The organism is Sorangium sp. So ce281 (genome assembly GCF_051527395.1).
GTDB classification, from domain to species: domain Bacteria; phylum Myxococcota_A; class Polyangia; order Polyangiales; family Polyangiaceae; genus Sorangium; species Sorangium cellulosum_B.
In genome coordinates, this window is sequence record NZ_CP150322.1 from 6,089,105 (window position 1) to 6,111,463 (window position 22,359).

Annotated in this window: 16 protein-coding genes; 9 read left to right on the forward strand and 7 right to left on the reverse strand. The window is 71.4% G+C overall.

Going from position 1 to position 22,359, the window contains the following annotated elements:
• Positions 1-23 precede the first annotated feature (23 nt).
• Complete coding sequence (locus WMF27_RS23045; RefSeq protein ID WP_437766738.1) at positions 24-1,187, reverse strand: hypothetical protein; 1,164 nt, start codon at positions 1,185-1,187, stop codon at positions 24-26.
• A 234-nt stretch (positions 1,188-1,421) separates the two neighbouring features.
• On the opposite strand from WMF27_RS23045, the gene WMF27_RS23050 reads away from it, so the two are divergent.
• Positions 1,422-1,904, forward strand: a complete 483-nt coding sequence (locus WMF27_RS23050) for a peroxiredoxin (RefSeq protein ID WP_437766737.1) — start codon at positions 1,422-1,424, stop codon at positions 1,902-1,904.
• 115 nt (positions 1,905-2,019) lie between these two features.
• Positions 2,020-4,029, forward strand: a complete 2,010-nt coding sequence (locus tag WMF27_RS23055; RefSeq protein ID WP_437766736.1) for a DUF4139 domain-containing protein — start codon at positions 2,020-2,022, stop codon at positions 4,027-4,029.
• Between the two features lie 192 nt (positions 4,030-4,221).
• On the opposite strand, the gene WMF27_RS23060 is transcribed toward WMF27_RS23055, so the two are convergent.
• Together WMF27_RS23060 and WMF27_RS23065 are read right to left on the reverse strand one after the other, a co-directional pair.
• Positions 4,222-4,521 (reverse strand): hypothetical protein, encoded by a 300-nt coding sequence (locus tag WMF27_RS23060; RefSeq protein ID WP_437766735.1) that lies wholly within the window; start codon positions 4,519-4,521, stop codon positions 4,222-4,224.
• Positions 4,518-4,721, reverse strand: a complete 204-nt coding sequence (locus WMF27_RS23065; RefSeq protein ID WP_437766734.1) for a hypothetical protein — start codon at positions 4,719-4,721, stop codon at positions 4,518-4,520. Before WMF27_RS23065 ends, WMF27_RS23060 begins: the two co-directional genes overlap by 4 nt.
• A 232-nt stretch (positions 4,722-4,953) precedes the next feature.
• On the opposite strand from WMF27_RS23065, the gene WMF27_RS23070 reads away from it, so the two are divergent.
• A complete protein-coding gene (locus WMF27_RS23070) occupies positions 4,954-5,412 on the forward strand; it encodes a hypothetical protein (protein WP_437944505.1) in 459 nt (152 codons plus the stop codon).
• Positions 5,413-5,828: 416 nt separating this feature from the next.
• A complete protein-coding gene (locus tag WMF27_RS23075; RefSeq protein WP_437766732.1) occupies positions 5,829-6,692 on the forward strand; it encodes a mechanosensitive ion channel family protein in 864 nt (287 codons plus the stop codon).
• A gap of 354 nt (positions 6,693-7,046) precedes the next feature.
• Here WMF27_RS23075 and WMF27_RS23080 read toward each other — a convergent pair whose 3' ends face one another.
• Together WMF27_RS23080 and WMF27_RS23085 are read right to left on the reverse strand one after the other, a co-directional pair.
• Positions 7,047-8,447 (reverse strand): phosphatase PAP2 family protein, encoded by a 1,401-nt coding sequence (locus WMF27_RS23080; RefSeq protein WP_437766731.1) that lies wholly within the window; start codon positions 8,445-8,447, stop codon positions 7,047-7,049.
• A 471-nt stretch (positions 8,448-8,918) separates the two neighbouring features.
• Positions 8,919-9,656 carry a helix-turn-helix transcriptional regulator gene (locus WMF27_RS23085; RefSeq protein ID WP_437944506.1) on the reverse strand — a complete coding sequence of 246 codons (738 nt, stop codon included), beginning with the start codon at positions 9,654-9,656 and terminating at the stop codon, positions 8,919-8,921.
• Positions 9,657-9,757: 101 nt separating this feature from the next.
• On the opposite strand from WMF27_RS23085, the gene WMF27_RS23090 reads away from it, so the two are divergent.
• The 3 genes from WMF27_RS23090 (at position 9,758) to WMF27_RS23100 (ending at position 13,946) form a co-directional block, all read left to right on the forward strand.
• Complete coding sequence (locus tag WMF27_RS23090) at positions 9,758-10,870, forward strand: DNA alkylation repair protein (protein WP_437944507.1); 1,113 nt, start codon at positions 9,758-9,760, stop codon at positions 10,868-10,870.
• Positions 10,871-10,998: 128 nt separating this feature from the next.
• Positions 10,999-13,200: a hypothetical protein gene (locus WMF27_RS23095; protein ID WP_437944508.1), complete on the forward strand. Its 2,202-nt coding sequence runs from the start codon at positions 10,999-11,001 to the stop codon at positions 13,198-13,200.
• Positions 13,201-13,280: 80 nt separating this feature from the next.
• On the forward strand, positions 13,281-13,946 hold the full coding sequence (locus tag WMF27_RS23100; RefSeq protein ID WP_437766727.1) for an HD domain-containing protein: 666 nt from the start codon (positions 13,281-13,283) through the stop codon (positions 13,944-13,946).
• A gap of 42 nt (positions 13,947-13,988) precedes the next feature.
• Here WMF27_RS23100 and WMF27_RS23105 read toward each other — a convergent pair whose 3' ends face one another.
• Positions 13,989-14,948 (reverse strand): diacylglycerol/polyprenol kinase family protein, encoded by a 960-nt coding sequence (locus WMF27_RS23105; protein ID WP_437766726.1) that lies wholly within the window; start codon positions 14,946-14,948, stop codon positions 13,989-13,991.
• Between the two features lie 658 nt (positions 14,949-15,606).
• On the opposite strand from WMF27_RS23105, the gene WMF27_RS23110 reads away from it, so the two are divergent.
• On the forward strand, positions 15,607-19,581 hold the full coding sequence (locus WMF27_RS23110; protein ID WP_437944509.1) for a M36 family metallopeptidase: 3,975 nt from the start codon (positions 15,607-15,609) through the stop codon (positions 19,579-19,581).
• A gap of 98 nt (positions 19,582-19,679) precedes the next feature.
• Positions 19,680-20,339, forward strand: a complete 660-nt coding sequence (locus WMF27_RS23115; protein WP_437766724.1) for a carbonic anhydrase — start codon at positions 19,680-19,682, stop codon at positions 20,337-20,339.
• Between the two features lie 311 nt (positions 20,340-20,650).
• On the opposite strand, the gene WMF27_RS23120 is transcribed toward WMF27_RS23115, so the two are convergent.
• The gene (locus WMF27_RS23120; RefSeq protein ID WP_437766723.1) at positions 20,651-21,877 is read right to left on the reverse strand and encodes a cytochrome P450; all 1,227 of its coding nucleotides are present in this window, start codon (positions 21,875-21,877) and stop codon (positions 20,651-20,653) included.
• Positions 21,878-22,359: the final 482 nt, after the last annotated feature.

Below are 22,359 nucleotides of genomic sequence, written 5' to 3' on the forward strand. Positions count from 1 at the left end.
GGATCCCACGCCGGGGCGCGGGCTCAACCCCCGAGCGACCTGAGCCGCGCGCGCAGCATCAGCGCCCCGATGAGGTCTTCCTCCGCGTCGCTCCGGCGCGACCATCCCAGCGAGAGGTAGCGCAGCAGCTCGCCGAACGTCGGCCCGGCCGGCGCCGCGCTCGTGCCGCCGCGGACGACCCAGAGCTGCTCGCCGTCGGCCCCGAGCGCGACGATGGCGCGATCGGGTCGAGCCGCCGCGCCGCCGCCGAGCGCGGAGCCCGAGAGCCGCGCGATCGGGTAGAGCTGCCGCGCCGCCGCCGCCTCCCAGCCCGGCTCGCGGTCGTGGCCGAGGAGCTCGCCCTCGCGCAGGAAGCACAGCGTGCCCTCGACGGCGCCGATCGCGAGCTCGCGGTAGAGGTCCTCCGGATCCGCCGGATCGGCCCAGTCGTACGCGCGCGCGAACGCCGCGTACGTCGCCGGCGGGGCGACGCCGCGGACGGGCGGCGACGACGCGGGCGCGCCGCGGCCATCGTCGCGCCGGAGCACCCGGTTGAGCCGCGCGACCTCGTCGGCGATCGACCCCGGCCCCGGCTCGACGAGGCGCACGGCGACGCGGCGCTCGGGCGCGAAGAGGGCACCCATGAGCGCGCCCAGCACCGGGGCGCCCAGCTCGGCGGCGAGGAACGTCGAGCCGCGGTGCGGCCGGATCGCTCGATCCGTGGCGTCGCGGTCCCCCTGCGCGGTCGCGCCCTCCGGCAGGTCGACGTCGAGCTCGACGAGTTCGCTGCGGTCGGGCGCCTCCACGCCGGCCTCGACGCCCTCCTCCCCTTCCCTCACGAAATGGCGGACGAACCCGCTCGCCTCGAAGCGCCAGCCGTCGTCGTGGACGACGTCCTCCGAGAACACGAGCGCGAAGACCGTCGCGCCCGGGTGGCCGAGCTCGGCGGCAGCGTCGAGCACGGCGACGGGCGGAGAGAGCTCGTCCTCGAAGAGCTCGGAGAGGTGGTCGAGCTCGTCGCCGCCGCCGGCCGGCTCGCCGCTCGCGTAGAACGCCGCCGAGTACCCGGGCACGCCGGGGAGCGGCGCGATGAACAGGCGCGGCGAGGCGACGTCCCAGCCACCGAGCGCCACGGCAAAGCCCTGGGACAGCGCGCGGTCCGGGATCTCGGCGGGTCGAAAGATCAATGCGGCGAACGTGGTGGCCATGGGGCGCTCATCGTAACCCGATCGCCGGCCCGCGGCCGGCGTCCGACGCGTGCAGCGCGCCTTCATAACCGCTTACTCAAGTTCTCCCCGGTCCGGCGCGCGGGCGTCGCCACGGCGGGAAATCGCGAAGGAACCTGCGGAGAGCCCGGCTCGCCGCGCCCCCGCCTGCCGGCGAGCCGCCGCGCTCCGCTGGGGCCTTGGACGCGGCGCGGCGCATCGGGTAGAAGACGCACCATGCTCGGCAAATCCACCCTGTCGGTCGGTGAGACAGCCCCTGATTTCGGCCTGCAATCGCAGAAGCAGGAGACGGTCAAGCTCTCCGACTTCCGGGGCAAGAAGACCGTTGTCCTGTTCTTCTATCCCAAGGACGACACCCCTGGGTGCACGGCGGAGTCGTGCGCGTTCCGCGACCATTACGATGCGTTCGCGGAGGCGGGCGCCGAGGTCCTCGGCGTGAGCGCCGACTCGGCCGGGTCCCACCAGCAATTCGCCGACAAATACCGCCTGCCCATGACGCTGCTCAGCGACCCTGGCGGGCAGACCGCCGCGCGCTACGGCGTCAAGTCGCTCTTCGGCCTCCTCCCGGGCCGCGTGACGTTCGTCATCGATCGCGACGGCATCGTTCGACATGCATTCTCCTCCCAGCTCCGCGCGACCCGCCACGTCGACGAGGCGCTCGCGGTCGTGAAGCAGCTCGAGGCCTCGCTGCGCGGCTGACGCGCGGCGCCGCGCCCGATCTCCCGGCCAGCCACCGTCGTTGACGCCCCCCGGAGGGGCGTTATGGACACCCCCAGGGCGGGGCCATCGCACGCCTCCGCCGGGGGAGGCGACGATGAACCATGGATTGAGGACCACGGCGACGCTGCGGGCCGCCGCGATGGATCCGGCCCGATCGGGGGCCGCGTCGGACGCGCTGCTGCTAAGGCGGGTGGTGCTCTCGACGGGCGGAGTCGGATATTTCGAGCACGAGGCGCGCGTGCGCGGCGACGCCGAGCTCCGGCTCGAGGTGCGGCTCGATCAGGTCGACGATGTATTGAAGAGCATCGTGGTCTATGACGATCGCGGCGTGACGGGGAATATCACGCTTCCCGGGAGGGAGCCGCTGCGCGACCTGTTCCGCGAGCTCCCGTTCGACGAGGGCGCGCTCGAGTCCGAGGCCGCCCTGCTGAACGCGCTCCGCGGCGCCGAGGTGCGGACGCGAGGGGTGCAAGGGGCCATCGCCGGGCGGATCGTCGCGGTCACCACGGCGCAGGCGGCGCTGCCGCACGGCGGCTCGGAGGACCGGCACCGGCTCGCGCTGATGTCGGAGGGCGCGCTGAAGCAGGTCGTCCTGGAGGAGCTCGAGAGCGTGGAGCTCGTCGAGGAGCGGCTGCGGCAGCAGGTCGGCGCGGCGCTGGTCGGGCTCTCGAGCCGGCGGGAGCGCAACCGCCGCGAGCTCGTCGTGCGCACGGCCGGCGAGGGCGAGCGGGTGGTCCGCGTGGCCTACGTCATCGAGGTGCCGCTCTGGAAGACGACGTACCGGCTCACGGTGCCGGAGGACGCGCAGACGAAGACCGGGGCGCTCGCCGGGTGGGCCGTCGTCGAGAACCAGAGCGGCAGCGACTGGCAGAGCGTGGATTTCACCCTGGTGTCGGGAGACCCGGTGACGTTCCGCCAGGCGCTCTACGAGATCTATTATGTGGCCCGGCCGGAGGTGCCCGTCGACGTCGCCGAGCGCGTGCTGCCGCGGCTCGACGAGGGCGCCGCGGGGCTCGCGGCCAGGGCGGCGCGGCGCATGGGCTACCGCGCCGGCGGGGGCACCGACGAGGCCCGCGCGCCCGCCGCGGCGGTCACCGTGCCGTCGGAGAAGGTCGAGCCGGAGCCCGCGGAGGCGGCGACGCAGGTCGTGTTCCACTTCCCGGCGCCGCTCACGATCGCGAGCGGGCAGACGGCGCTCCTGCCGATCGTCCAGCGCGAGATCCCGGCAGAGCGGCTGTGGCTCTATCAGCCGGAGGCGAGCGCGCGCAGCCCGCTCGCCTCGATCCGCCTGAGGAACGACGGCGACACGACCCTCCCGGCCGGCGCGATCACGGTCTACGAGCGATCGAGCCGGGGGGTCGTCACCTACGTCGGCGACGCGCGCCTCTCGCCGCTGCCGCCGGGAGAATCGCGGATCGTGAGCTTCGCCGTGGACCGGAAGGTGCGAATCGACCGCGAGGAGCGGGGCGAGGAGGTGTTCTCGCGCGCCAAGATCCAGGGCGGCATGCTCGAGATCGTCAGGACCGCCCGCAAGGTGACGGTCTACACGATCGTGGGCGCGGCGCGCGAGCCGCGCGTCCTGCTCATCGAGCACCCGCGCATCGCCGGCTGGGAGCTCGCCGAGCCCAGGGAAGGCGTCGAGGCGACGCGCGATCGCTACCGCGTCCGGCGCGAGGTCGCCGCGGGCGAGACGGCGCGCGTGACCGTGGCGCTGGAGCAGCCCATCTCCCACACGGTGGCGCTCACGGGCCTCTCCGGCGAGCAGATCGAGGTGGTCCTGTCGTCGCGCGAGATCCCCGAGGCGCTGCGCGCGGCGCTCGCGCGGCTCGCGGAGCTCAAGGCCGCGGTCGCCGAGCGGCAGCGCGCGCTCTCGGCCCTCAAGTCCGAGATCGAGGCGCTACGCGCCGAGCAGGCGCGCGTGCGCGACAACCTCAAGGCCGTGCCCCCGGGGAGCGGGCTCCACGAGCGCTACCTCAAGGCGCTGGGCGAGCAGGAAGACCGGATCGCGGCGGTGTCGGCGAAGCTCCCGGGCACGCGGGAGGCGGTGGCCAGCGCGGAGCGGGCGCTCGCCGAGTACGTGCGCGACCTGTCGCTCGCGACGTAGCGCTGGACTCGACCGAGATCGTCCCCGGCTGCGCGGGCCCGGCGCCCTCCTGCGCGGCCTCCGCTCCCCTCCTGAGCACCCCCATCATGGTGTCTGGAAAAGAGCTGGGGTTGCTACGCTGAGGTCACCGCAGTTGACGCGTGATGGCTCGGGCTGGACGGGCACCCTCGGTGTGCGGCAGAGATCGTTCCGTCACAGCGGCGGCTCGATTCCCAGGACCCTTGTTCCGCTCTCGTCCAGGATCGCGTGATGTGTGCCGCTCTCGCCAAGCGCGTGGGTGGCCGTGAAATCGAAATAGTAGTCCGATCCGTAATACGGATAGAAACTCCCGCTGTGCGCTCCGCGTACGACCTTGATGGCGTAGCCCTCCGGCCCCTGCACGAGCCCCTGGAACTCGTTGTCGTCGTAACCTTCAATGAGCTGCTTGAGGCTGTTCCACGAAAGGTCGCCCTGATAATGGCTCGGTCGCTCGTCGATGAGCATCTTCGTCACCCCTCTGTGAATTCGCCGCGATTGCAACCCGGCGCGCGTGGCGCGTCGATACTGAACATGCGCCCGTCGTCCTCGCGGAGGCGGCCATGCCCGTGGAACAGGGCCGCGAAGGCGTCGAAATGCGGCGCCGGCCGGGCGTCGAGCGCGGCGATCACGCGCGCGAGCGCCGCGACCTGCTCCGCGCGCGAGAGCTGCACCATCGCAGGGGAGCCTAGCGCAGCGCTCCCGGAGCGCGTCTTCCGCTCGCCTGCGCCTGCATCGTGACTGGCCGAGTCACATGGGCTAGATCCCAGGCGCATGAGCCACTCGGCGGTCACAGCGGTTCTCGTCGGCGCTTGCCTTCTCGTCGGCGCTGCATCGGCGCAGGCGGACGGCGTGTCCCCCGCGGGGAGCCCTCCCCCCGCGGTGGTTCCCCGGGAAGGCTGGCCCAATGTGGGGCGCCCTGGCGACCCGGTCGTGAGCGTGGGCGGCCTCTTCAGCTATACTGGCCGCGAGAACGCCGATGACGCCGTGGGCGCCGGCGTCGAGGGCAGCCTCGCGTGGTACGGACAACGCTCGTTCGCCTGGATAGGCGCCGTTGCGCAGGCGCAGCTCGTCGCCGACCGACCGGTCCACGAGAGGTTGGCGCTCGGTTTCCAGGGTGGGTTCGGCCCGGTCGGCGCCGAGCTCTCGATGTATACCGAGGGCGCGGGCCGGTCGAACGCCCGAACGTATGGGGCGCAGATCGTCCCCTTCATCGCGATCCCCGTCGCCTACGCGGGCTTTCGACTCGCCCTTCCGTTCGACGGGGGAGTTGGCGCGACGAGGCCTTCGTACGGCACGGAGTACGGGCTGGTCATCGGCTTGAAATTCCCGATCAACCCGAGAGCCTTCGGACATAGTCTTCATTGAGCCGGTTCACAGCCCCGTACGCCGCCCACGCCGCTGGCCCGCGTCCGCTTTCCGCCGTCGAGCATCACCTCGGCGGCGACGAAGATCGCCTCGGCCATCGCCTTGGCTGGACACGCCTGCCTGGCGCGCTCGCTCGCTCCTGTGCCCTTGCACGTCGGCCGCTCGATCGCGGCCGCACGCCGCGCGCGGCCCCGCCGCCCGTTGCTCCTTCGCTACAACGAGGTATCCGCTCCGCGGCCACCTGATGTCCGCAGGCCGCAGCGCTGAGGCTCGAAAATCTCGGTCACGCCCCTCGCGGAGCGGCCCGCCGGTGTGATAAGGCTGGCCGCCAAGGGGCAAATCCAGCAAGGCGCGTCGCGCATGCACCTTGCACGGGGGCCCCCGCGAGCGGCGCACACGTCGCCAGGAGGCTTGAGATGGACGAGAGGGTTCAGCGGTACATGGACATGGGGGTAGCGCTCGGGGTGAGCGTCGGCGGGAAGATCGTGGGCGCGATCCTGGTCTGGGTCATCGGCCGCGTGATCATCCGGGGGCTCCTGTCGATGATGCAGCGCAGCTCCGCGCTGAAGAAGCTCGACTCGACGCTGGCTCATTACCTGGAGTCGGCGGCGTCCGTGCTGCTGAACATCCTGCTCGTCATCGCCGTACTCAGCGTCTTCGGCGTCGAGACCACCACCTTCGCCAGCCTGCTCGCCGCGATCGGCATCGCCGTCGGCATGGCATGGTCCGGCCTCCTGTCGAACCTCGCGGCCGGCATCTTCATGATCCTCCTGCGCCCCTTCAAGACCGGGGATTTCGTGACGATCGGCGGCGTGACGGGCACCGTCCACTCGATCGGTCTGTTCGCGACCACCCTCGACACGCCCGACAACGTCCGCACCATCATGGGCAACAACAAGATCTTCAGCGACACGATCCAGAACTTCAGCACGAACCCGGTCCGCCGCGTCGACTGCACCGCACAGCTCGCCCACGGCGCGGATCACGAGGCGGCGATCACGCGGCTCAAGGCGCACCTCGCGCTCATCCCCAACGTCGCGAAGACCCCTGCGCCCACCGTCGAGATCCTGGACTTCACGCTCGCCGGGCCCGTGCTGGCGGTGCGGCCCTTCTGCCATACCGATCACTACTGGGACGTCTACTTCGCCACGACCAAGATCATCCGCGAGGAGCTCGGCAAGCTGGGGCTCCCCGTCCCGAGCCAGCACGTGCACATCAACCAGCTCGCGGCGGCGCCTCCCCACCGCGCCACGGGCGCGGAGATTCACCCGACGGCCTGACGCTCCGCCTGCCGGCCGCGCGCTCCCTGTCCCCGCGCGCGGCCGGGATGCTCCGCATCAAGCGGATGAACCGGACACAGCTCCTCCTCCACCAGCGGAGCAAGGGCCCGTCCCAGTCAGCCCAGGCGCGGGGTCGAGCGGGCGAGGCGCCGAGACGACGCCGTCGAGGCCCTTGCGCCCGCGCTGGCCGGGGAGCATCGTCGCTGCATGAGCGTCGAGGAGCGCGTCGCGGCAGAGCGGTGGGCGCCCGCTCGCTCCCGGCTCATGAACTGAGGGGCTGGCCGGGGCCGGGGAGACCCGCCATGAGGCGACGGATCTCCGCTCGATGGATCGAGCGGCTCGTTGACGAACTCGTCAAGGAAGCGGCCGGAGGATCCTGTCGAAGACGGCGTCTCCGACGCGCTTGCCCTGACGGATCCCCTGCACTCCATCGAACCTCCAGTGGACGCCCAGGTAGATGCGGCTGACCGTGTTCTCCCGGGACGCCTGCTCGAAGCTGGAATAGCAGCGCGTGATCTCGGGGCGGACATTGCCCCGCTCGTCCGTCGTTACTCCGTTGTACTCGTCGGACACGAAGCAGAAGGGGATACGATCCGTCCCATAATATCGGGTCAACACCTGGAACATGGCAGCCCCGAAGCTCGCGTGCCCGGAGGTGTACGCCGGGAACGCTGGTGTCATGCGCGGCGGGCCCTGGTTGCTGCCGGGGGATCCGAGGGGCGTCCACCTCCTGTCAGCTATCGTGAGCGAGTTGCGATCCCTGTCGGCCCGACGGATCGCGACGATGGGCCGCCAGAACTCGTAGTGGTATTTCGTCTCCCACGTGGCGATGGCGGCGTCGGCCAGCGCGACGTTGACGAGCGCAAAGTAACGAGCGTTCTCGATCTCCGAGTTGCACTCCTTGACCGCGAGGACCCGCGCGATCTGGTTGTAGAGCCGGGGCGGCTCCCCGATGCGCGGGGCGGAGTCGTACGACCAGAAGATCCCGATGACGGTCTGTTCCGGCGTGCGCGCGGTCGGGGTGCGCTGGCCGTCGCCACCCAGCAGGAAGACCTCATAGAAGCTCAACGCGTACTCCAGGCTCCACAGCGGCGGCGGCGGCGGAGACCGGAACTCGGCGCCGCTCTCGATGGCGAACGGCCGAACCCTCCCCCACCTCGGGGTCAGGTACCCCTGTTCAGGGTAGAGCGGATCGACGCGATGCCGGCCGGGGGCGATGTCCGGGGTGTAAGGCATCGGGGCGTCTGACCTGTCGTTCTCCCGCTCCGCGAGGATCTCGTCGGCGACAGCGCCGCCCAGCGCGCGACCGTCCTCCCTGGCGTCGCTCTCGGGGATCTCCGCCAGGTACTCGCGGAGCCTCCCGTCGAGCAGCGCCCTCTGGCTCGGGAACAACGCCGTCAGCGTGCGGTGAGCTGCCGTGGCCACCGCCGCGTCGATGGATGCATCCGGCATGTCGAGGAAGATGGAATACGGCTCGTACCTCGGGACGATCGAGTTCACGGCGTCGAAGATCGCCGCATGAACGATCGCGAGGGCCCGTGAGACGCGCGTCGGCCCGCGCTGGTCCCGCCCGCGTGCGCGGGAGGAGTCCTCTGCGACCGCGTCCAGAGCGACGGCGTTCCAGTCGAGGACCGCGTCCCTGTCCGGCGGATCGCCCTGCGCTTCCGGCACGTGCGCGGAGGCTGGACCTCCGAGCAGAGAGGCAGTCAGGGCAGCGAAGGAGATGGACGCCCACCTCGCGGCTGAACGGTTCATTCAAGCTCCTTGTTCGAGTCCTCGAGAATGGCCATCAAACACGATGGCCCTCGCTCGTCGACTGGATGGGGGGCCATCCAGCGACGAGAGGCATGCATCGACAACCTCGGCGAGCACGAAGCCCGTATCTACCCGTGCGCCACCGGCCACCGCACGCAGGCGAGCACGGCCTCATGGGGCATGTGGGCCGTGCGCCATCGATCATCGATCATCGATCATCGATCGCTGGTCACTGCTCGGCGGGAGCTCTCTCTCTGCAATCGCCCGGAATCGAGCACACACCCCGTGTACCGGACGTCGCGCTTCGTTCTGGTCACTCGCCAGGATGTCGTGTGTTGTATCAAACCTAAGCTATCAGGCAGAGCCGATGCGCGCAACCCTACGACACCGTGCGTCCCAGGCTCCGCTGGGTCGAACCGTGGTGGGCACAGCACCGGAGCCTGACGGATGTCCGTCCGTTTTGGCCGATATTCACGGTCGTTCGCCGAGGAGCGGTCGCCACGCGCATTCGTCCGGCAAGAGGGCCCAGATGACGTCGGCGTTCGGGCGAAACGCGATCTCCCGCAGGACGCGGGGTGTCGAGATGCGATCCATCCTGAACATTCGCGGCTCGTTCTTCCCCGTGTCCAGGGCGAGCACGTACCAGACAGGGCTCTGGATCAGGAGGCCGTGCGGCTCCACGCGTCGCCTCGACGCCCTCCCCTCGCGGTCTTGGTAGTCGAACCCGAGGCCGACGCCGGAGGAGAACGACTCCTCGAAGAGCCTCACCAGCTCTGCGGGGGGCGCCCCGGCGCCGGCGCGCACTGGCCCGCTCGCAGGCTCGCCGACGATGACCCTGCGGCAGAGGGCGCGCAGCTCTCGCGCTCGTTCAGGAGGAAGGCTGCCGAGCAGCTTGGCCAGCGCGGAGCTGGCGGCGTCGCTCCACGGAAGGTCGCTCGCAGCCTGGGAGAGGCGCGCGGAGAGCCAGAGCGTCACGATCTCCGCGACCGAGAGGTGCACGGCGGTGACGCCCCGGCCGGCATCGAGCCGGATCCCCCCGCCGGGGCCGGCCTCGCCCTCGATGTGGAGGCCGCGCTCCCTCAGCGTCGCGAGGTCCCTGCGCACGGTGCGGGCGCTGACCCCGAGCGTCGCGGCCAGCTCGCCGACCGTCGTCGCTCCCCGCGCGCGAAGCAGGTCGGAGAGCTCCATGACCCGGACGGCGCGCGACATATGGTGACAGAATCTGTCAGGGTCTCGCGCTAGTCAACGCCCATGTCCAACGTGGCGAACACCTGGCCAATCGGCCTCGGCATCCTCACCGGCAGGTACCCATGGCCGACCGGCTGAAGGACCTCTTCGACGAGCGGTGCGTCCGCTCGATCGCCCGCAACCTCCGCTCGGCGCACCCTGGCCTCGACGAGCGCGGCTTCGCCCGCGACTGCCTGGCGGGCCTCTCCGATCTGGAGCTCACCGGCCGCGCCTCCCACATCGCGGACGTCATGCACCACCACCTGCCGCAGCCCTTTCCGGAGGCAGCTCGGGTGATCGTCGCCTCCCTCGGGCCCGAGCTTGGTCGGAGCGACGCGTTCGGCCTCGCGCCGCTGCAGTACATGCCTCACGTGTTCTATGTGGCGAAGCGCGGTCTCGATCACTTCGAGGACGCGATGACCGCGCAAGTCGAGCTGACGAAGCGGTTCTCCGCCGAGTTCAGCATCCGCGCGTTCCTGACGAGGTACCCCGACGCGACGCTCCGCCGGCTCCGCACGTGGGCCGCCGACCCGAACGTCCATGTCCGGCGGCTCGTCTCCGAGGGGACGCGCCCACGGCTGCCGTGGGCCCCGCGGCTCCGCGCTTTCCAGCAGGATCCAGGGCCGGTCATCGAGCTGCTCGAGCTCCTGAAGGACGATCCGGAGCGCTACGTGCAGCGCTCCGTCGCGAACAACATCAATGACATCGGCAAGGACCACCCGGACATCGCGGCGAGCCTCTGCCGGCGCTGGCTCGAGGGCGCGCCGCCCGGGCGGCAATGGATCGTGCGCCACGCGCTGCGCTCGCTCGTCAAGAAGGGTGATCGCGGCGCGCTCGACGCGCTCGGCTTCGGCGCGGCGCCGAGCGTCGCGATCGCTTCGGCGTCGCTGTCCCCGCGATCGGTGGAGCTCGGCGGAGAGCTCCGGTTCTCGTTCGAGCTCGCGTCGACGGCCCCGCGCGACCAGGAGCTGATCGTCGACTGCGCCGTGCACTTCGTGAAGGCGAACGGCTCGACGCGGCCAAAGGTCTTCAAGCTGCGGAAGCTCGTCCTGCCTCCGTCGGGTCGAGCCGAGATAGCCGGCAAGGTCTCCTTCGAGGAGATGACGACCCGCCGTCACTATCCCGGTCGCCACAGCATCGATGTGATGGTCAACGGCGTGGCGCACCCGCTGGGGCAATTCGAGGTACGCCGGTGACGGCGTCCTGACGCGCCCTCCCCGACGATCGACGGGCCTCATCCTGCGCTGGACGCGCACGCGGGTCCGGGCACGCGGATCAGCGCCCTCTGCAACGAGGCGTCCCGGCGCTTCGACGGAGGCGCTCCGTGAGCCAGCTGATCGGCGGCGCGCGCGATCAACTCTGGCAGGCGGTCGAGAGCGGCTGGTGGCTCGCGCAGATGGCGTACCGCCGCTGCACCCAGCACGCGACGCCGCAAATTCAGGTCCAGCACCCCCAGCTCGTCTACTGGGATGGGGGCTCGACGCCGTCGCGCGCGCAGGTCGACCTCTCGGTCGATCCGGCGCGCTTCGACGGGCAAGCGACGCTCACGTGGAACACAGCCCTCGCGCAGGTGTACGACGCGCTGGCCGGCGGCAACCAGCTCGTGTCCGGCGCGGCCGTGCACCCCAGGCACTGGAACGGCAACGTGCCCCTCTACGTGGAGCCGCTCGTCGTCGGGAAGGTCACGCTGACGTTCTCGCTCGCGGCGACCGGCACCTACTACGTCAACGCGCCCGGCGCCGTCAGCGGCGACGTGGACGTGGTCCCGTTGAAGATCGAGATCAAGGCCCAGGACGGCTCGGATCCGGTTCCCTGGGTGCTCGCGCAGAACAAGCGCACCTACAAGGCCGTGCTGACGCCGGCGATCGGCGGCGGCCAGTTTGTTTGGACTGCAGACGATCCGGCGGCGCTCGCCGACATCCGCAGCGCCGGAGACACCGCCACGGTCAAGGTCGCGGGGGACGGCGCCGGCGTCGTGAAGCTCCGCGTGCGCTTCACGGACGGCGGCCGCAGCGTCGACACGAAGCTCAACGTGACCATCGTCCAGCTCCGCATCAAGGACGACGACAAGCAGGGTGATGCGAAGAAGCACGCCCTCCTCGGCGAGGTGGACGCGCCGCGGCGGTTCGCTGCCGTCTTCGAGCCGGCCGGGCCGGGGACAAAGTTCCACTGGAAATCGGCAGGGGCGCAGAGGTACGGGATCGACCACAGCACGGTGCGCACGGACGTGGCGACGATCGATCCGGGCGACGCGGGCGTCGCGAAGATCCAGGTGACAGCCATGCTCGATCTCGAGCCCCGGGATCAGATGGCCACCGTCCACCACGATTTCACGATCGTGGACGTGGCCATCAAGGGCGGCGACGGTCGCGCCGCGCCGCCGGCCTCGGTGCTGCGGTACATGAGGCACACAGGCAAGGCCGTCCCGAAGCCGGCGGTCGCGCTGGAGGGATACGCCTGGACTGCGGGCGGCCCGCTCGTCGTCGTGGGAGCGGGCGGCGAGGCCAGCGTCGAGCTCGCGGGGACGGCGAAGACCACCAAGGAGGCGCCGGCGTCGCTCACGCTCGCCACCACGCTCGACGGGCAGACCACGACCAGGCAGATCCAGATGGCTGTGACCGACATCTGGGTGGAACCCGAGATGACGCATGCCGCCGTCGACACGGAGCGAGGCACGACGGCCTCTTTCACGGTGCAGGGCGCGCCGAACGGGAGCCGGTTCACGTGGGAGACCGAGAGCAACGGCGCCACCATCGTCCACCCGGACAACCAGAAGAAGGTCACGATCCGGGCGACCCAGCACGGCGAGGTCGACGTCGAGATCACCTGCGCGCACGAGAACGCCATCCAGCCGCTCACGGCCACGGGGAAGATCGTCTTCGTCGGCGTCGCCGTCAAGCACGAGGACGGAGCGGCGGCGGCGAAGCACTTCGTGCTCGCCGGCGCGCAGCGGAAGTACAAGGCGGTGCCGACGCTCGACGTCAAAGGGGGGACGTTCGAGTGGAATTGCGTGACCCCGGAGAGCAAGCTCACCCTCCACTCGAGCAAAGAGACGGCAACACTCACCGCGGGGCGAGAGGCTGCCGATGTCGAGACGATCGAGGTCGCCTTCAAGCTCGGCGGCAGGACCGCGCGAGCCAGGCACGACGTCACCGTCGTCAACCTCGTCATCAAGGACGGCGACGGAGAGAGCCCGGCCAACGTCCATGTCCTCACCGGGCAGCAGCGCGCATTCCGGGCCGTGCTCACCCCGCCGCGGGAAGATGGGGAGTACGCCTGGGCGAAATCGGGAGGCGCGCCCCTTTACGAAGTCAACGCCGATCGCGCGGACGCGATCGTCAGGGCCGCCGCGCAGCGCGACGGGCGCGCCACGATCAGCGTGAAATACAGCGTCGATGGTCAGGAGATCCCTGTCACGCACACCTTCAACGTGGTCGCTCTCGACATCAAGGACGCCGACGGGCAAGCGCAGCCCAGGGCCTCGGCGCTCAAACACTTTGGAGCTCGATCCCTATCGGTGACGTGACCCGTCGAGGGCGTAGTGGCAGGTGCCCATGAGAATGCGGGCGCCGCGCAGCGCCGTTGCGCGGGTCGGGGTCCGCGTCTATGAGGCGGGAGATGAAGGACTGGGAAGCGCTCTTCGCAAAGAAGCTCGAGGCGACCGACCTCGGCAAGGATCCGGCCCATGATCTGGCGCACTTCGCGAGGGTGGTCGCCACGGCCAAGGCGCTCGCGGCGGACGAAGGGGCAAGGCTCGAGATCGTCGTCCCCGCGGCGTGGCTGCACGATCTCGTCAACGTCCCCAAGAACGACCCCAGGCGCTCCCAGGCGTCGCGGCTCTCCGCGGAGGAGGCGCTCTGCTTCCTGCGGAGCGTGGAGTACCCCGAGGCGTTCCTCCCCGACATCGCCCACGCCATCGAGAGCCACAGCTACAGCGCGGGGATCGAGCCGACGACCCTCGAGGCCAGGGTGGTCCAGGACGCCGACCGCCTCGACGGCCTGGGCGCGATCGGGATCGCCCGCTGCTTCGCCGTGGGCGGCCTGCTCGGCGTGCGGTTCTACGATCCCGGGGATCCGTTCGCCGAGCGGAGGCCGTGGGACGACCGGGTGAACGCGATCGACCACTTCCACGTGAAGCTGTTCAAGACCGCCGAGAGCCTCACGACGGCCGCAGGGCGCCGCGAGGGCGCGCGACGCGCGGAGTTCATGAGACAGTACCTCGCTCGCCTCGCGCTGGAGATCGGCGGCGAGATGGCGCCTGACGTTATCTGATGTCAACTGACGTCAACTGACGTCAGATAACGTCAGTTGACGTCAGCCCGCGCCGGCGACCGTCACCGCGGCCGCCACGGCGACCGGGATCGTGAAGTTGTCGTCCATCCGCGTGGAGAACAGCTCGGTCGCCGCCCCGGCCAGGCCCGCGACGGCGGCCAGGAGGAGCCGCGAGGAGAGCGACGCCGGGCCGAGCGCCCACATCACGGCGAGGGCGCTCAGCGCGCCCGCCGCGAAGAAGGCGAGCGTGCCCTCCAGCGAGCGGCCGTCGCGCAGCCGCGTGCGGCCGAAGCGGCGGCCGATGAGCGCCGCCGCCGGGTCGGCCACCGCCAGCACCACCACGGCGAGCGACTGGCTCAGCCGCGTCCCGAACAGCGCCAGCAAGAAGAGCGCTGTCACGTACCAGGTCGACGAGTTCACCCGGTAGCGCTCGTGCGGGTGCGCCACGAGCCGGAAGACCCCCATCAGCCGCTCATTGACCCGCTCGCTGACCCGGCGGGCGATCTCCATCGACCACACCGCCACGACGAACGCGCCGCTCGCGGCCACGAGCCAGCCGCGCTCCGGCAGGAGCTGGATCAGCCCGAGCACCGAGAGCCCCGAGCCCACGTGCCACAGGCTGCGCGCATGGTTCGTCGGCCTGACGCTCGGCGGCGCGGCGACCACGCCGCGCAGCGTCAGCAGCAGCGACTCGTAGGCAGGCTGCACCTCTCGCTGGAACGCAATCCACGCCGCCTTGGGCGAGGGTGTGCCGGTCGGGGTCGCCCGCTCGACCGCCGCGAGCAGCGCGCGGAGCCGCTCGCGGAGCCGCTCGATCCTGCCCCCGGCATCGTCGCGCTCGGCCGCCACGACGAGCTCGCGGAGCCGCGACGCCACCCGTTCGACCCGGGCGCGAACCTCGGGTTCGTCATGGAAGACGAAGACGGCGGGATCGACCTGACGCAGCAGTACGCAGAGCTCCTCGGAGACGAGCTTGGTCTCGACGTGCAAGGCGTGGGTCACGTTGGCTTTGCGAAGATAATCCCCGGGGGCCGGGCGCCATGTCAGCGCTTCGTCATACCGGCACCCCGCGCGTGAGCTGGCTCGCGGCGCCAGCCCTGCATGAGCCCGCGCCACACGAGCTCGCACCCACGAGCCGGCGCCGCACGACGCGCCGCGCGAGCCCGCCCCCCCGCGGGCCCGGCGCTGCGCGACGCGCCGCGCGAGCCCGCCCCCCCGCGGGCCCGGCGCTGCGCGACGCGCCGCGCGAGCCGACCAGACGCCGTCCAGGTCCCCGAGCAGATCGCGGGCGCGACAACCGCCCTCCTGCCCACCCCGCGGCGACCGAGGCAACCGCTCGGCTCGCCTCGCGAGGACGCATGACACGGCAATTCATGGATTCATGCAATGTGCCCACAAGGATTGCTTCTCTATTCCATTCTGGTCTCGGCGCCGCGTGACTCGCGCTCTGCGGAGCGCCCGGACGAGATCGCATGAGAGGCGCCTTACGACGCCGGACAGAGCGAGGGACGCCGCGCTTTCCCTGCGCTCACGCTGGGGCTAGGTTGCCTCGCGCCGCGGGTTCGACGGGTGGGCGCGAGGCGCCCGGGGAGGAAGCGCGCGGCCTATCCGCGCGCGGCCGGTGATGCGTCGTCCCCTCGGAGTCGGAGAATCGAGGAACATGAAGGTCTCAGTTCGGTACACCGCGCTATCGCTCGCGCTGCTCGCAGGCCCCATCGCCCACGCGCGGGAGCGCCCGAACTACGACGCCTACTTCAAGGCCCCGCCCGCGCCGCCTGTCCGCGCGGCGCGCCGCGCGCGCGTCATCGACGTCGACGAGCGCGCGTCGACGACGCGCGCCGTCGTCGCGTCGACCGATCCGCAGCGCGGGGTGCCGACCTTCGTATGGGCGACGTCCCCGGGCCACCGCCCGCCGGCCGCGACCCACGCGACGCCCGAGGCCGCGGCCCGGTGGTACGTGCAGCGGTACGCGCGCCTCTACGGTCTTCCGCAGGCGGCGCTCGATACGGCCGTTGTGCGCCACGTCCACGACACCGGGCGCGGCGGCATCGTCGTGACGCTGGGCCAGGACGTCGGCGGGATCCCGGTCTTCCGGAGCGGGCTCAAGGTGCTCATGAAGCGCGACCTCGGGCTCGTCGCCCTCGCGGGCAACCTCCACGCGTCGGCCGTCCCCCTGCCGCCCGGCGCCGCCTCGCCGGCGGCCGGCTCGCTCCGCGGCCGGGCGTTCTCCGGCTCGCCGGCGCAGGCGGTCGTCCGCGCCCTGCGCGACGCGCACCGCGTCGACATCAAGACGGCCGACCTCCGCGAGCTCGGCGAGGCGAAGGGCGGATATCGGCGCTTCGACATCGCGGACACCGATCACGCGCGCCAGCGCGCCGGGAGCCTGCGCTTCACGCAGCCGGCGCGGGTGAGGAAGGTGCTCTTTCCGCTGCCCGACCGGCTCGTCGCCGGCTACTTCGTCGAGCTCGTCTCGGGCGACGCCGGCGGCACGAGCTCCGCGGCGTACGCCTGGGTGTTCGGGGCCGGCGACGGGCAGGTGCTCTTCCGGGAGAACCTCTCTCACGCCGCGTTCGATTACCGGGTCTGGGCGGAGCAAGGGGGCGATCACAGGCCGCTCGACGGCCCCCTCGCGGATCTCTCGCCGCACCCGACCGGGCGGCCCGACGGCCAGATCCCTCGGTTCGTGGCGCCGAGCCTCATCTCCATCGATGGCTTCAACACGAACCTCGACGGCGGGGCCGATCCGTGGCTGCCGGCCGGCGCGACCTCGACCCGCGGCAACAACGTCGACGCCTACGCGGACCACAACGCGCCCGACGGGTTCTCCAGGGGCGATACGCGCGCGGAGCTCTCGGGGCCGGGCGCGTTCGACTATATCTATGACCCGCTCGCCGAGCCGCTCGCCACGCCCGAGCAGACCATGGCGGCCGTCACCCAGATCTTCTACGTCACGAACTGGCTCCATGACTGGTACTACGACTCCGGCTTCACCGAGGCCGCGGGCAACGCCCAGCGCGACAACCTCGGCCGGGGCGGCCTCGACGGCGATCCGCTCCTCGCGGAGGCGCAGGACGAGGCGCTCGGCGGCAGCCGCGACAACGCGAACATGGACGCGACGTACGACGGCGCGTCGCCCCGGATGCAGATGTACCTGTGGTCCGGGCCGGATCAGCGCTCGCTGAGCGTCACGCCGCAGAACGCCAGCTACGCGTCGAACACCGCCCTGTTCGGGCCCCGGCGCTACGAGGTCACCGGCGAGCTCGCCCTCGCCCAGGACGGCGCCGAGCCCCGCGGCGACGCGTGCGGGCCGATCACGAGCGACGTGGCCGGCAAGATCGCCCTCGTCGACCGGGGCGGGTGCACCTTCGCCGAGAAGGCGCAGAGCGCGCAGGCGGCGGGCGCCATCGGCGTGATCATCGCCAACAACCGCGAGAGCGACGGGGCCCCGCGGCTGTCGGGCGAGGCGCCCGAGGTGACGACCCCCGCCCAGAGCATCTCGCAGGAGGACGGCAGCGCGCTCAAGGCGGCGCTCGCCGCCGCGGACGCGCCGCTCACGGTCACCATGACCCGCGAGCCCGGCGTCGAGCGCGACGGCACGATCGACAACAGCATCGTGGCGCACGAGTGGGGCCATTACATCCACCTCCGTCTGGTCGCGTGCGGCACGAAGATGTGCGGCGCGCAGAGCGAGGGGTGGGGCGACTTCATCGCCCTGCACATGGCGCTGCGCGACGGCGACGACCTCGACGGCGCCTTCCCGCTCTCGAGCTACGGGAGCGCGGCGCTCGGCGACAGCTACTTCGGCATCCGCCGCGCCCCCTACTCCGTCGACTTCACCAGGAACGGGCTGACGTTCAAGCACATCTCGGAGGGCGCTCGCCTCCCCGACCACCCGCTCAGCTCCTCGTTCTCCGACAACTCCGAGGAGCACAACGCGGGAGAGGTCTGGGCGAGCATGCTGTTCGAGGCCTACGTCGGGTTGATCCGGCACGGCAGCGGCCTGACCCCGCCGCGCGCGTTCGAGCAGACCCGGCGGCGGATGAGCGATTACGTGGTGGCCGGCATGCAGCTCGCGCCGGTGAGCCCGACGTACACCGAGCAGCGCGACGCCCTCCTCGCCGCCGCGCTCGCCAGCGATCAGGGCGACTTCCTCGCGCTGGCGGAGGCGTTCGCCCGGCGCGGCGCCGGCACGTGCGCCGTGTCCCCGCGCGCCGACTCGCACGATTTCACCGGCGTCGTGGAGAGCTTCGGCGTCCAGCCCGAGATCTCGCTGGTCCGGGCGGAGCTCGACGACAGCGCCGGCTCCTGCGACCGCGACGGGCTGCTCGACGCGGAGGAGTCCGGCACGATCGCGATCGAGATCGTCAACCGCGGCGCGGCGCCCCTGACCGGGGCGGTGGCGTCCATCGAGGTGCCTTCCGCGGGGGTGACGTTCCCGGACGGCGCGCGCGCGTCGTTCGGCGACGTCGCGCCGTTCGCGACCGCGACCGCGACCGTGGCGGTGAAGCTCGACCGGACCGTGGCGCCCGCCGAGGACCTCGAGCTCAGCCTGACGCTGAAGAGCGCCGCCGCGTGCACGCCGGTGCGGGTCGAGGCCCTGGTGCGCCGCGTGAATTTCGACGAGCTGCCGGCGTCCTCGGCGGTCGACGACGTGGAGGCGCAGCGCACGACCTGGCGCGTCGAGGGGCTCTCCAGCGAGCTCGTCTGGTCGCGCGCCGAGGGGACCGCGCGGAACCGCGTGTGGCGCGGCGTCAACCTCGGGAGCGTGTCCGACACGGCGCTGGTGTCGCCGCCCCTGGAGGTCAGCGACACCGAGCGCTTCGTGCTGACGTTCGCGCACCGGCACCAGTTCGAGGCGAGCGACGAGACGTTCTGGGATGGCGCGGTGGTCGAGATCAGCGCCGACGGCGGCGCGACATGGCGGGACATCGGGAGCCGCGCGCAGCCCGGCTACAGCGGGAGGGTCACCGTCGAGTCGGGCAATCCGCTGGGCAGGCGGAGGGCCTTCGTCGGCCAGAGCCCCTCGTGGCCCGAGGTCGACCACGTGGCGATCGACCTGGGGACCGCGTTCGCCGGGAAGACGGTGCAGGTGCGGTTCCGCGTCGGCACGGACGCGGCCGCGGGCGACGCCGGCTGGGAGCTCGACGACATCGGGTTCGCGGGCCTGAAGAACAGGCCGTTCGCGACGGTGGTCGAGGACACCGCCTCCTGCCAGGGCGGGCCCGTGGCCGACGCGGGGGCGGACCAGGCGGTCGCGATCGGCGAGGTCGTGACGCTCGACGCCTCGGGGAGCTCGGACCCCGAGGAGGACGCGCTGACGTTCTCCTGGGTGCAGACGGCGGGGCCCGCGGTCGAGCTGACCGGCGAGGGCGCGCGGGCGACCTTCGTGGCGCCCGAGGTCGTCGCGACGACGACCCTGGCGTTCGAGGTGACGGTCAGCGACGGGATCCTGGAGGCGACCGACCAGGTCAGCGTGGTGGTCGATCTGGAGAAGGAGCCGGCAGCTGAAGGCTGCGGGTGCGCGATCCCGGGGGGCGCGCCGCGCGGGCCGCTGGGCGCGCTCGGGGCCGCCGCGGCGCTCGCGGCGCTCGCGATGCGGGCGCGGCGGCGACGGCGCGGCGGTGGCGCCGGGTGAGCGATGAGCCGTGGGCCATGAGCCCGGCGGCTCACATGTAAGGTGGAATATTCACCCATTGACGCCCGCGGCCCGGTCCCCCACCGTGACCGGCCACCATGGAACCCAGCAACGCGCCGCCCGCCTCTCCCGTCGTGCCGGCCGATCAGGCGCTGGAACGCCTGATCGAGGGCAACCGGCGCTTCATGGACAACATCCGCGGCGAGCACGTCATGATGGGAGCGCGGGCGCGGGCCGCCCTCGTGGAGGGGCAGCAGCCCTTCGCCATCATCCTCAGCTGCTCGGACTCGCGGGCGCCGGCGGAGCTCCTCTTCGACCAGGGGCTCGGGGACCTGTTCGTCATCCGGGTCGCGGGCAACGTGGTGGCGCCCTCGCTCGTGGGCAGCGTGGAGTTCGCCGCCGCCGCCTTCGGGACCCGCCTTGCCGTGGTGATGGGCCACTCGCGTTGCGGCGCCATCGAGGCGACGCTGAGCGAGCTGCTCGACGAGGACCACGGCGGCCACCTCACCGACAACATCCGCGATATCGTCGAGCGCTGCCGAGCTCCCGTCGAGACGGTGGTGAGCGCTGCCGGCCGCCACGCCGACAGGAACGTTCTCCTGCGCGAGGCGGTGCGCGCCAACGTGCGCAACTCGTGCGATCACCTCCGGCACGGCAGCCGGCTTCTCGAGCGGCTGTGCGCCGAGGAAGGCATGCTGATCGTGGGCGCCGAGTACGCCCTCGAGACCGGCAAGGTGACGTTCCTCCCGCGCGCGTGACGAGCCGGCGCGCCTCGTCGCTGCGCTAATGCATTGGGCTACATGTCGCTGCTGCGCTAATGCATTGGGCTGCATGTCGCTCCCGAAGGTGGCCGGTCGGGCCCGCGTTGGGGCGCGCCGGACGAGGAGCCAGCCGCCCGTGTCCCGCGAAGCGATTGAGGTTGCCGGCCTCTCCGTCGTCCGCTCCTCCGCGCCGGCGAACAGGCCCAGCTCGTCCCTGGTTCTGCGCTTCCGGTAACCCCCCGTGGAGGGGGTCGGGCAGCCCGGCACGACCTCCCGCCCAACCAGGGATCAACTCGAGCGATGCAGCACTACGTGCGGGCGGCCCGCCGGCGCAGCACGAGCGGGAGCGACTCGAACCCGAGCGGCATCATCGCCCGCGTCTGCCGCAGCGGAGGCGCCTCGCCGGGCGCGATGGATTCATAGCAGTCGAGGAGCGCGTTCAGGGCGATCCGCGCCTCCATCCGCGCCAGCGCCGCGCCGATGCAGAAATGGGTCCCCTGCCCGAACGCCAGGTGCTCCAGCGGAGACCGGTCGAGCCGGAACGCGTCCGGCTCCTCGAAGACGGCCGGATCCCGGTTCGCCGCGCCGAACACGACGTCGACGAGGTGCCCGGCCGGTATCGTCACGCCGCTCACGTCCACCGGCCGCGTGGCGACGCGCAAGAGGCGCTGCACCGGGCTCGAATGGCGCAGCGTCTCCTCGATGATGGGCTCCACCAGACTCCGGTCCTGCTGCGCGCGCCGGTAGAGCTCGGGTCGCTCGGACAGGAGGTGCGCCATGTTGCCGATGAGGTTCGTCGTGGTGTCGTTGCCGGCGACGAGCAGGCCGACGCAGAAGCCGACCGCCTCGGGCGTGTCGAGGCGCGCGCCGTCGATCTCGGCCTCGACGAGCGCCGAGATGAGATCGCCTGACGGCGCGCGCCGTCGCGCCTCGAGCTCCGCCGCGAAGAAGTCGACCATCGCCTTGCCGCGGCTCGCGCGCTCCTCCGCCGGGACACTGCTGTAGGACATCACGGACTCGGACCAGCTCCGAAATTGCACATAGCGCTCCGCCGGGATACCGAGCAGGGTGGCGATCACCATCATCGGCAGGGGCATCGCGTAGGCGCCCATGAGGTCTGACGGCCCGTCGCCCGTCGCTTCGAGCAGCGAGGCGGCGAGGCGGCCAATCCACGGCTCAAGCTCTGCAATGCGCCGCGGCGTGAACGAGCGGCTGACGAGCCTGCGGAGGTGGGTGTGCCGGGGCGGATCGTCGTGCAGCAGCGTGATCCGCGGCAGGACACGGATCTTGTCCGTGACGTTCGACGAGAACGTCTGGGGATCCCGCAGGGCGGCGAGCACCTCCGCGTGGCGCAGCAGCGCGTAGGCACGGATTGGCTCGCCGAGCCCCGCGGCGCCGCCCGCGGGCACGCGCGCATAGAGCACCGGAGATCGCCCGCGCAGCGCGTGGTACGCGGGGTAAGGATCGGCTATCACCGAAGGCGCGGAAAGGTCGATCTGCTCGGGCGAGGGGCTCGGGGCGGTCTCGGTTTCCATGTCAAGCTCAGAGCGGCGCAGCCGCGCTGCCGGACAGCACATCCAAGCGGTTCGTGGAAGTCAAGTCCTTTCCCCTGGCGGGACGACAGCACAGGTGTGACCCCATGGAGCTCCGGGCGGCGTCTGCTCGATCGCCGTGATGAGGCGCCGTGATGAGGCGCCGTGATGAGGCGCCGTCATGAGGCGCCGTCATGAGGCGCCGTCATGAGGCACCATCATGAGGCACCGTCATGAGGCGCCGTGATGAGGCACCGTCACGGGGACGGCCACCTGACGGCATCGCCGAGCGAGCGATGCTCGCGAGCGGCCGGCAAGCACGCCGAGCTCCTGCGATGTCGCCGGCGCCCTCGCGGCGTGGCGGCCCCCATGAGAAGCTCGGTCTCCGCGTCTCGTCTGAGCCCCCCTCGCCTCGCGGCGTTTCCGGGCCGAACGGATTGAACAGCATCCTGGACGCCGATCACGACCACACATCGGGAATGGCC